Origin of the sequence: Cytobacillus horneckiae (genome assembly GCF_002835735.1) — a bacterium.
Taxonomy (GTDB): domain Bacteria; phylum Bacillota; class Bacilli; order Bacillales; family Cytobacillaceae; genus Cytobacillus; species Cytobacillus horneckiae.
Genome location: NZ_PISD01000089.1, coordinates 1 through 9619 on the forward strand (window position 1 = coordinate 1; position 9619 = coordinate 9619).

Annotated in this window: 8 protein-coding genes and 6 tRNA genes; 13 read left to right on the plus strand and 1 reads right to left on the minus strand. The window is 40.3% G+C overall.

Annotation, left to right across the window (positions count from 1 at the left end; all coding sequences use genetic code 11):
* The first annotated feature begins 39 nt into the window (after positions 1-39).
* The 7 genes from CWS20_RS26885 to rocF all read left to right on the plus strand — a co-directional run bounded on the left by CWS20_RS26885 (position 40) and on the right by rocF (position 1769).
* Positions 40-115 (plus strand) — tRNA-Thr (locus tag CWS20_RS26885).
* A gap of 16 nt (positions 116-131) precedes the next feature.
* Positions 132-215: transfer RNA gene (locus CWS20_RS26890), tRNA-Tyr, on the plus strand.
* A gap of 84 nt (positions 216-299) precedes the next feature.
* Positions 300-374: transfer RNA gene (locus tag CWS20_RS26895), tRNA-Gln, on the plus strand.
* 6 nt (positions 375-380) lie between these two features.
* Positions 381-453 (plus strand) — tRNA-Lys (locus CWS20_RS26900).
* 62 nt (positions 454-515) lie between these two features.
* A tRNA-Gly gene (locus CWS20_RS26905) sits at positions 516-590 on the plus strand.
* 11 nt (positions 591-601) lie between these two features.
* Positions 602-674: transfer RNA gene (locus CWS20_RS26910), tRNA-Ala, on the plus strand.
* A gap of 198 nt (positions 675-872) precedes the next feature.
* On the plus strand, positions 873-1769 hold the full coding sequence (gene rocF / locus CWS20_RS26915) for an arginase (RefSeq protein WP_066192375.1): 897 nt from the start codon (positions 873-875) through the stop codon (positions 1767-1769).
* Between the two features lie 31 nt (positions 1770-1800).
* On the opposite strand, the gene CWS20_RS26920 is transcribed toward rocF, so the two are convergent.
* Positions 1801-1965, minus strand: coding sequence for an aspartyl-phosphate phosphatase Spo0E family protein (locus tag CWS20_RS26920; protein WP_083957219.1), 165 nt, complete (start codon positions 1963-1965; stop codon positions 1801-1803).
* Between the two features lie 260 nt (positions 1966-2225).
* Here CWS20_RS26920 and sigW point away from each other — a divergent pair, with 260 nt between their 5' ends.
* From sigW to glmS, 6 genes are all read left to right on the plus strand, one after another.
* Positions 2226-2789 (plus strand): RNA polymerase sigma factor SigW, encoded by a 564-nt coding sequence (gene sigW, locus CWS20_RS26925; protein WP_066192377.1) that lies wholly within the window; start codon positions 2226-2228, stop codon positions 2787-2789.
* A 13-nt stretch (positions 2790-2802) separates the two neighbouring features.
* A complete protein-coding gene (locus tag CWS20_RS26930; protein ID WP_066192379.1) occupies positions 2803-3435 on the plus strand; it encodes an anti-sigma factor family protein in 633 nt (210 codons plus the stop codon).
* 231 nt (positions 3436-3666) lie between these two features.
* Positions 3667-4509 carry a diadenylate cyclase CdaA gene (cdaA, locus tag CWS20_RS26935; protein ID WP_066192381.1) on the plus strand — a complete coding sequence of 281 codons (843 nt, stop codon included), beginning with the start codon at positions 3667-3669 and terminating at the stop codon, positions 4507-4509.
* The gene (locus CWS20_RS26940; protein WP_066192385.1) at positions 4502-5821 is read left to right on the plus strand and encodes a CdaR family protein; all 1320 of its coding nucleotides are present in this window, start codon (positions 4502-4504) and stop codon (positions 5819-5821) included. Before cdaA ends, CWS20_RS26940 begins: the two co-directional genes overlap by 8 nt.
* An 84-nt stretch (positions 5822-5905) precedes the next feature.
* Complete coding sequence (gene glmM / locus CWS20_RS26945; RefSeq protein WP_066192387.1) at positions 5906-7258, plus strand: phosphoglucosamine mutase; 1353 nt, start codon at positions 5906-5908, stop codon at positions 7256-7258.
* A gap of 515 nt (positions 7259-7773) precedes the next feature.
* A complete protein-coding gene (gene glmS / locus CWS20_RS26950; RefSeq protein WP_066192389.1) occupies positions 7774-9573 on the plus strand; it encodes a glutamine--fructose-6-phosphate transaminase (isomerizing) in 1800 nt (599 codons plus the stop codon).
* Positions 9574-9619: the final 46 nt, after the last annotated feature.

The following is a 9619-nucleotide window of genomic DNA, read 5'->3' on the forward strand; positions in this document are numbered from 1 at the left end:
TCCCGTCATCCTCCACCATTTTTAACCTTGATTATGTAAGCCGGTCTAGCTCAATTGGTAGAGCAACTGACTTGTAATCAGTAGGTTGGGGGTTCAAGTCCTCTGGCCGGCACCACTGTTTATATATATGCGGAGGGGTAGCGAAGTGGCTAAACGCGGCGGACTGTAAATCCGCTCCTTCGGGTTCGGCAGTTCGAATCTGCCCCCCTCCACCATTTATTTTGAATGAAAACTTTAAAAATGGACAAGATATAATTAGTCCTTTTTATTTTGCTGATTTTTACATATATGAATATTATTGGGCTATAGCCAAGCGGTAAGGCAACGGACTTTGACTCCGTCATGCGTAGGTTCAAATCCTGCTAGCCCAGCCATTTTTTGAGCCATTAGCTCAGTTGGTAGAGCATCTGACTTTTAATCAGAGGGTCGAAGGTTCGAGTCCTTCATGGCTCACTAAGTAATTCCTTAAACATTCAATGTTTAAGGAATTTGTTATATAATCCTTTCTAGAAAATGCGGAAGTAGTTCAGTGGTAGAACATCACCTTGCCAAGGTGAGGGTCGCGGGTTCGAATCCCGTCTTCCGCTCCAATATCTTGTATGGGGCCTTAGCTCAGCTGGGAGAGCGCCTGCTTTGCACGCAGGAGGTCAGCGGTTCGATCCCGCTAGGCTCCATAAGAAAAATCCCGTAGATGAATATCTGCGGGATTTTTCTTATGGAGAAATGATTTGTTGAAAGCAAAAAATATGATCCATCCTATCGAACATCATTATGTAAAATCACTCCTGTATAGTTATTCATAAATTTGCAGAGTTGAACCATTTATCTGAAAGCGGTTACAATTAAAAAGATTACAACAGCGGGGGGATAATATGAAAAAGCTATCAATTTTAGGAATGCCGATGGATTTAGGCCAATTGCGCAGAGGTGTGGATATGGGGCCAAGTGCAATTCGTTACGCAGGAATTAATGAACGTTTAAATAAATTATTCAATGAAATAGAGGACTTAGGCGATATTGAAGTTGGCAGACCGGCAGTGAAGGTCGACAGTGATACAGGCTTGAGAAACTTAGAGTTAATAGCGGATAAAACGAAGATTCTAGCAGAAAAAGTCGACCAAGTGGTAGCAAAAGATTCATTTCCATTAATACTTGGCGGAGACCATAGCATTGCCATTGGAACGATTGCAGGCTTGCTGCAGCACTATCAAAACTTAGGTGTTATTTGGTATGATGCACATGGTGACCTCAATACACCGGAAACCTCTCCATCGGGGAATATACATGGAATGTCACTTGCTGTGAGCCTTGGGCTAGGCCACCCTATGTTAACCGAGGTAGGAGGAGAAACCGCAATATTAAAATCAGAAAATATCGTCATTATTGGTGCGAGATCGCTTGATGAGGGGGAAAGAGAGCTCATTAAAGAAAAAGGTATAAAGGTTTATACAATGCATGAAATTGATCGATTAGGGATGACCACTGTTATGGAAGAAACCATTAACTATTTAAAGGGAAAGACGGATGGGGTTCATTTATCACTCGATTTAGACGGATTAGACCCCAATGATGCCCCAGGCGTTGGTACACCTGTTATGGGAGGCATCAGTTATCGAGAAAGCCATTTGGCAATGGAAATGTTAGCGGAATCCAATATCATTACATCTGCGGAATTCGTTGAGGTAAACCCTATTTTAGATGAAAAAAATAAAACAGCGACTGCTGCTGTTGCATTAATGGGTTCATTATTTGGTGAAAAATTACTATAATTAAATTAAAGGCCTGGGACATCATACAGTCTCAGGCTTCATTTTTTAATGTAAGTGTATGGTATCTAATTATTAGGCTGTCCAATTTTATACTTGCTTCAATTACTTGATGATGGGAAAAAGAGTTCGTTGATGCTAACTCAATCATTCGGCTGCGATGAATTTCAATATCTCTTAATAGTTCGTTTACATGCATCGAAACAAATCCTTTCCTTGTTAAGATTTAACTTCTTTATACCCATACCAATAATTTAATAAACCATCCTAAGTAAAAATTTGTTAAAATATAAAAGGATGTAATTTTTAACGTAACGAAAGAACTATGAAAATAACTATGATGAATAAAATATAATGCAAATGATTTTAATTGATAACACATAAATAAAAAAAGTGAAACCTTTTCCGCTATCGATTCGTAAACTTTATCGATAAGCCGCATAGAGCGGGGGTAAGAAGATGGAGATTTTAGTAAAGAAGAGAATTAAACAAGTATTAAAGGGCGACCAGGATGCCTATGCTGAGATTGTAGAGATATATAAAGATAAAGTATTTCATATATGCTATCGCATGCTAGCCAACCAGCACGAAGCGGAGGATATTGCTCAAGAGGCGTTTTTAAGGGCGTACGTCAATATTCAAAGCTTTAATATTGATTTAAAGTTTTCTACATGGCTGTATCGTATTGCAACGAATCTTTGCATTGATCGTATTAGGAAAAAGAAACCGGATTATTATTTGGATGCAGAAGTCGCAGGAACAGATGGATTAACGATGTACTCGCAAATTCCATCAAACTCGAGATTGCCTGAGGATGATGTCCAAAGCTTGGAGCTGCAAGAAACGATTCAAAAGGAAATATCGAAGCTACCGGAGAAATATCGTTCAGTTATCGTCTTGAAGTATATAGAGGAATTATCGTTAAATGAAATTAGCGAAACATTAAACCTGCCACTAGGAACAGTGAAAACGAGGATACATAGGGGCAGGGAAGCATTAAGAAAGCAATTACGCTACGTATAAGAAGGTGAGAACTTTGAAATGTAATGAAGAAATCATTCACTATATGCATGAATATTTAGATGAAGAAATCTCAGATGAGCATAAGCAGGAGTTACGTGCACATTTGCATGAATGCAAAGATTGTGCCGAGCATTTTCATGAATTGAAAAGAACGATTGCTCTTGTTCAAAGTACTTCTCACTTTCAGGCACCAAGCAACTTTACAGAAAATGTAATGGCGAAGCTGCCTAAAGAGAAGAAGAAGGTTGGCATGCAAAGGTGGTTCAGACATCACCCCATGCTGACAGCTGCATCTCTTTTCATCATATTGATGGCAGGAAGTCTTCTTTCTACCTGGAACGAGGATCAGCAGCTGTCTGTATCAAAGCAGCCGAATTTAGTGGTTGATAACGATACAGTCATCGTACCTGAAGGAGAAGTTGTCAAGGGAGATGTCATGGTTAAGAACGGCAATCTGCAAATAGATGGGGAAGTAGAAGGCAATGTGACGGTTATTAATGGAGAGAAATATCTTGCTTCTGCTGGTCATGTATCAGGGGATATTGAAGAGGTCAATGCGATTTTTGATTGGCTTTGGTACCATATAAAAAGCACAGCGAAAAATGTTGTTTCTGTCTTTGATAAAGACGACACCGATAGTAAATAGCGAAGCTTTTGCCTATTATTGGCAAAAGCTTTTATTTATAAAATATCATATTAATCCTGTTCGCAATTCTTTGCATATGTGGTAATAAAACTGTAGGATGTTGTTTAATAAGGAAAAATACGAAAACGGGCTTGTCTGAAAATTGGAATTGGCATGAAATGTGATATAATATGTAGGTTACATATAAAATGGAAACAAATAATCTTAGAATAAATACTTGGAGGAAGGATAATGTCGCTTATAGATTTCTCTTTTACAGATTTACCATTATTGAAATTTTTGGCTAATACTATTGACATTCTCCTTGTTTGGTTCGTTATATATAAACTTATCATGGTTGTCAGAGGAACAAAAGCTGTTCAATTAGTGAAGGGCATCTTTGTCATCCTTCTTGTTAAAGTAATCAGTGATCAGTTTCATCTACAAACATTAGGATGGATGATGGAGCAAGTCCTTCTGTGGGGATTCCTAGCCATCATCATAATTTTTCAGCCAGAATTGCGCAGAGCATTGGAACAGCTCGGACGAGGGAAGTTCTTTGCCCGCAGCGGTAACCAGGAGGAAATGGACCAAAGTCAGCTATTGGAATCCATCGTTAAGTCTGTTGACTATATGGCGAAGCGGAGGATTGGGGCACTGATTTCTTTAGAACGTGAAACAGGGATGGGTGATTATATTGAAACCGGAATCCCTCTTCAATCAAAGATATCGTCAGAACTGCTGATAAATATATTTATACCAAACACACCACTGCATGATGGTGCGGTAATCATACAGAAAAACCAGATTGCAGCAGCTGCCTGCTATTTGCCTTTATCGGAAAGCCCATTTATTTCTAAAGAATTAGGAACGAGGCATAGGGCAGCGCTTGGTATTAGCGAAGTAACGGATAGTTTAACCATTATCGTATCTGAAGAGACAGGTGGCATTTCTCTTACTAAAAATGGAGAACTTCATCGTGATTTAAAGCTAGAAAGATTTAAGGAATTACTATCAAATGAGCTAATGGCTCAAAATAAGTCAAAACAGACTTCTTCCACTCTATGGAACTGGAGGGGCAAGAAAAATGGATAAGTATATTGATAAGCTGATTGATACAAGTTGGTTTATGAAGGTTGTCGCACTCCTTCTCGCCTTGCTGTTGTTCGATTCGGTCTATGACCCTGATAGACAGCAAAGCAATGTGAATGTTCCAGGCGAGGAAGATACAGCGGTGCTGGAGGATGTGCCGGTTAAAGCTTATTATGATACTGATAATCTGGTCGTGTCCGGAGTACCGGAGACTGTGACTGTAACGCTTCAAGGACCTAAAAGCCATCTGCAGCCGGCAAAAGCTCAGCGGAACTTTGAAGTGTTTGTAGATTTATCAGATGTAGAAATAGGTGAGGAAACAGTACCTATTGAAATAAAGGATATTTCTGATAAGCTAGATGTGATTATAGACCCAGGGGTAGCAGATGTAACTGTACAGGAGAAGGTAACGAAGGAATTTCAAGTGGAGGCCGAGTTTAACCGTGGCATTTTAGAGGACGGTTATGAAGCTGCGATTGCAATTGCCGAGCCAAATACTGTAAAAGTTACCGGTGCAAAGGAAGATATTGAGAGAATTGGTTTTGTCAAAGCAACATTAAATATAAAAGGGCCGATTACGGAGAATATAAAAGAAGATGCAGTCATTAATGTGCTTGATCGCGATATGAATAAGCTGAATGTGGATGTCAACCCTGGCAGAGTAGAAGTGACTGTTGAAGTTAAGAGATTAAGCAAAACGGTACCAATTGATATTGTGCAAAAGGGCAACCCGCAAAGTGACATTGATATTAAATCACTAACATTAGATACCGATGAGGCAACGATCTATGGTACTGAGGAAGCGCTGAATGGAACCGAAAGCGTTCGCGTTGAGGTAGATGTGAGCAAGCTGAGTGAGGATACTGAGCTAACGCTGCCTGTTATCATCTCAGAAGGCATTTCAGAGGTGAACCCAAAGCAGGTAAAGGTAAAAGCCGATGTGACGAAAAGCGAACCGGCAAATGAAAGCAATAATGATAATGACAATGATAATAATGCTGATGAAGAACAAGAGCAACAGAATGAACAGGCGAATCGGACCTATTCAGATATGCCAATAAGCTTATCAGGACTGAGCGATGAATTTGAAGCCGAGTTTAAAAGTCCGTCAGGTGGGCGGACGAGCCTGACTGTATCTGGTGACAGTGAAGAAGTTAATACATTAAAAAAGGGCGATTTTGAACTATTCCTAAATTTAGCTAACCTTGAAGAAGGAGAGCATGAAGTAAAAGTGAATGTGAACGGCCCATCTGGCGTAGAGCTTGTGCCTGCAAACGAAACAGCGACGATTTCAATAAAACCAAAGGAAGTATAATCATTTAATTAGCATTGTAACGTTATAAAAGAGAGAGCCTCATACAGTGTTTTTTTATGTATATGTTAGAAGGAGCGATTCATTATGGGAAAATATTTCGGTACGGATGGCGTACGCGGTGTGGCAAACAGTGAATTAACGCCCGAGCTTGCTTTTAAGCTCGGACGTTTTGGCGGTTATGTTCTGACAAAGAATCAAGAACGTCCAAAGGTGCTTATCGGACGCGATACTCGAATTTCAGGTCATATGCTGGAAAATGCATTAGTATCTGGTCTTCTATCTATTGGTGCTGAAGTCATGCGTTTAGGCGTTATATCCACACCAGGTGTTGCCTACTTAACAAAAGCGCTTGGAGCGGAAGCTGGAGTGATGATTTCTGCTTCGCACAATCCTGTCCAAGATAATGGAATAAAGTTTTTCGGACCGGATGGATTCAAGTTGTCAGATGAACAGGAACAGGAAATTGAGGAATTAATGGACCTTTCAGAAGATGCTTTGCCTCGTCCAATCGGCGGAGCTCTTGGACAGGTGAATGATTATTTTGAAGGCGGACAAAAGTATCTGCAATATTTAAAGCAAACGGTTGATGAAGAGTTCTCGGGATTACATATTGCTTTAGATTGTGCCCATGGCGCTACTTCGTTTTTAGCGAATCATTTATTTGCAGACTTAGATGCTGACCTTTCGATGATGGGCGCATCACCAAACGGCTTAAACATCAATGAAGGAGTCGGCTCTACGCATCCAGAAACGTTGGCGGCTTTTGTTAAAGAAAAGGGAGCAGATATTGGACTGGCGTTTGATGGAGATGGCGATCGACTCATTGCGATTGATGAGAATGGAGAGGTCGTTAATGGCGATCAAATCATGTATATATGTGCAAAGTTTTTAAAAGAGCAGGGCCGTCTTAAGCAAGGCACTGTTGTTTCAACAGTAATGAGTAATTTAGGATTCTATAAAGGATTAGAGAGCAATGGAATCGCAAGTGTACAGACCGCTGTCGGTGACCGGTATGTTGTGGAGGAAATGAAGAAGAACGGATATAACCTTGGCGGAGAGCAATCGGGCCATATTATTTTTCTTGACTACATTACTACAGGAGACGGATTGTTATCTGGGCTTCAGCTTGTAAATATTATGAAAATGACAAATAAGCCTTTATCTGAGCTTGCAAAGGAAATGAAAAAATTCCCTCAAAAGCTTGTAAACATAAAAGTAACTGATAAGCATCATGTAACAGATAATGAAAAGGTCAGTGCTGTCATAAAGCAAGTTGAGGATGAGATGAATGGGAATGGCCGCATCCTTGTCCGCCCATCTGGTACAGAGCCGCTCGTTCGTGTAATGGCAGAGGCGCCAACAACAGAAGAATGCGATGAATATGTAAATAGAATCGCAGCGGTTGTAGAACAAGAGATGGGATTAAAAGAATCTTAAGTAAAAATGTGATATGCATGAAGGAACAGACAAGCTCCTTCATGCATATTTTATTTTATGGCTGAAAATTCACTTTTTTTATGGTGGAAAAATACTATGATTGATATGCTTTTAGTTGACGAAAGGGGATTGATAAGGTATGCTTATCATGTTTTTGTATAATGCGAAAGCTATATTCATAAAAGGAAAGGTGGATAGGAGAAGCTTAATAATTAAAGCGCCCGGGCTAATCTGAGGACGACACATGGATTAGTTGACGAGGAGGAGGTTTATCGAAGCATCGGCGGGTACCTCCCGGTTGCAGCACAACCGAAATCATTTCTTTAAAACGTTGGGGCAACCTGACGCACAAAGAGAAATGAATGTGCAAAATAGCAAGCTTATTTTTTTTAGGAATAAGCAAGGATGAGGACTATTTCAGTAGTCTCATTTAAAAATGAACAAAATTACGGAGATAAGGGGCAAGTATGCCCTTAAAGGCTTCTTGCCCCTTCTATTACTAGGAGGAAAGAAGTATGTGCGGTATTGTAGGATATATAGGAAATCATGATTCTAAGGAAGTATTATTAAAAGGCTTGGAAAAGCTTGAATATAGAGGGTATGATTCTGCAGGTATTGCAGTTGTTAATGGCAAAGGCGTTCAAGTGTTTAAAGAAAAAGGAAGAATTGCTGATCTTCGCGGCATTGTGGATCACAATGTGCTTGCTAATACAGGGATTGGTCATACGCGCTGGGCTACTCATGGCGTACCAAGCCAGGAAAATGCCCATCCGCATCAAAGCAATACTGGCCGCTACACATTGGTCCATAACGGTGTTATCGAAAACTATGATCAACTGAAGCGTGAATACTTGCAAGATGTAAAACTTAACAGTGATACTGATACGGAAATCATTGTACAGCTCATTGAATTATTCTCTAAAAACTTGAGCACTGAAGAAGCATTCCGCAAAACCTTGAAGCTATTAAAAGGGTCATATGCGCTTGCGCTTTTAGATGAAGAGGACAAGGAAACGATCTATGTGGCAAAGAATAAAAGCCCGCTACTTGTCGGCTTAGGTGATGCATTCAATGTTGTGGCATCTGATGCAATGGCAATGATTCAAATCACTGATCAATATGTAGAGCTTGTAGACAAAGAGATGGTCATGGTGACAAAGGATCAAGTCATCATTAAGAATCTTGAAGGTATGGTGGTTGAACGTAAGCCATATACAGCAGAACTTGATGCAAGTGATATTGAAAAAGGCACATATCCTCATTATATGCTGAAGGAAATTGATGAGCAGCCGCTCGTGCTTCGTAAAATCATTCAAAAATATCAGGATGAGAACGGTGCTTTAACAATTGATGAAAACATCCTGACTGCAATGGATGAAGCGGATCGTATCTATATAATTGCTGCAGGAACATCCTATCACGCAGGCCTTGTCGGAAAACAATATATTGAGAAAATGGCAAACGTGCCAGTAGAGGTGCATATTTCAAGCGAATTCGTTTATAATACACCACTGTTGTCCAGCAAGCCATTATTCATTTTTATTTCCCAAAGCGGAGAAACAGCAGACAGCCGAGCTGTCCTTGTAAGTATTAAAGAAATGGGCTATGAAGCACTAACAATCACAAATGTGCCTGGCTCAACCTTATCCCGTGAAGCAGATTACACACTATTATTACATGCAGGTCCAGAAATTGCAGTTGCCTCTACAAAGGCATACACTGCACAAATCGCTGTGCTTGCCATTCTGGCGGAAGTAACAGCTAAAGCTAAAGGCATGAATCTAGATTTCAACTTAGTACAAGAGCTCGGTATTGTAGCCAATGCAATGGAGGTTCTTTGCGGTTCTAAAGAAGAATACGAGGAAATCTCACGCAGCTTCCTATCAACTACAAGGAACGCATTCTTTATCGGACGCGGTATGGACTACTATGTCGGTCTCGAAGGTGCCTTAAAGTTAAAGGAAATCTCTTACATTCAAGCGGAAGGCTTTGCCGGCGGAGAATTAAAGCACGGTACAATCGCTTTGATTGAAGAAGGCACACCGATCATCGCCCTAGCAACACAAGAAAGCGTCAACCTAAGCATCCGCGGAAACGTCAAAGAAGTCGTAGCACGCGGCGCCAACCCATGCATCATCTCAATGAAAGGACTCCAACAAGAAGAAGATACGTTCACTACGCCAGAAGTACATGAACTATTAACTCCACTTGTATCAGTCATTCCGTTGCAATTAATCTCTTACTATGCGGCATTGCATCGCGATTGTGATGTAGATAAGCCGAGAAACTTGGCGAAGTCGGTAACAGTTGAGTAATGGGTTTGGGTTTGAGGTAAAGTGATGTAGATTTAAAATAAAGTTT

What these genes read in the sequence shown, in the direction of transcription:
- rocF (WP_066192375.1), top strand. Translation starts at nt 873, where the DNA reads ATGAAAAAGCTATCAATTTTAGGAATGCCGATGGATTTAGGCCAATTG.
- CWS20_RS26920 (WP_083957219.1), bottom strand. Translation starts at nt 1,965, where the DNA reads ATGCATGTAAACGAACTATTAAGAGATATTGAAATTCATCGCAGCCGA.
- sigW (WP_066192377.1), top strand. Translation starts at nt 2,226, where the DNA reads ATGGAGATTTTAGTAAAGAAGAGAATTAAACAAGTATTAAAGGGCGAC.
- cdaA (WP_066192381.1), top strand. Translation starts at nt 3,667, where the DNA reads ATGTCGCTTATAGATTTCTCTTTTACAGATTTACCATTATTGAAATTT.
- CWS20_RS26940 (WP_066192385.1), top strand. Translation starts at nt 4,502, where the DNA reads ATGGATAAGTATATTGATAAGCTGATTGATACAAGTTGGTTTATGAAG.
- glmM (WP_066192387.1), top strand. Translation starts at nt 5,906, where the DNA reads ATGGGAAAATATTTCGGTACGGATGGCGTACGCGGTGTGGCAAACAGT.
- glmS (WP_066192389.1), top strand. Translation starts at nt 7,774, where the DNA reads ATGTGCGGTATTGTAGGATATATAGGAAATCATGATTCTAAGGAAGTA.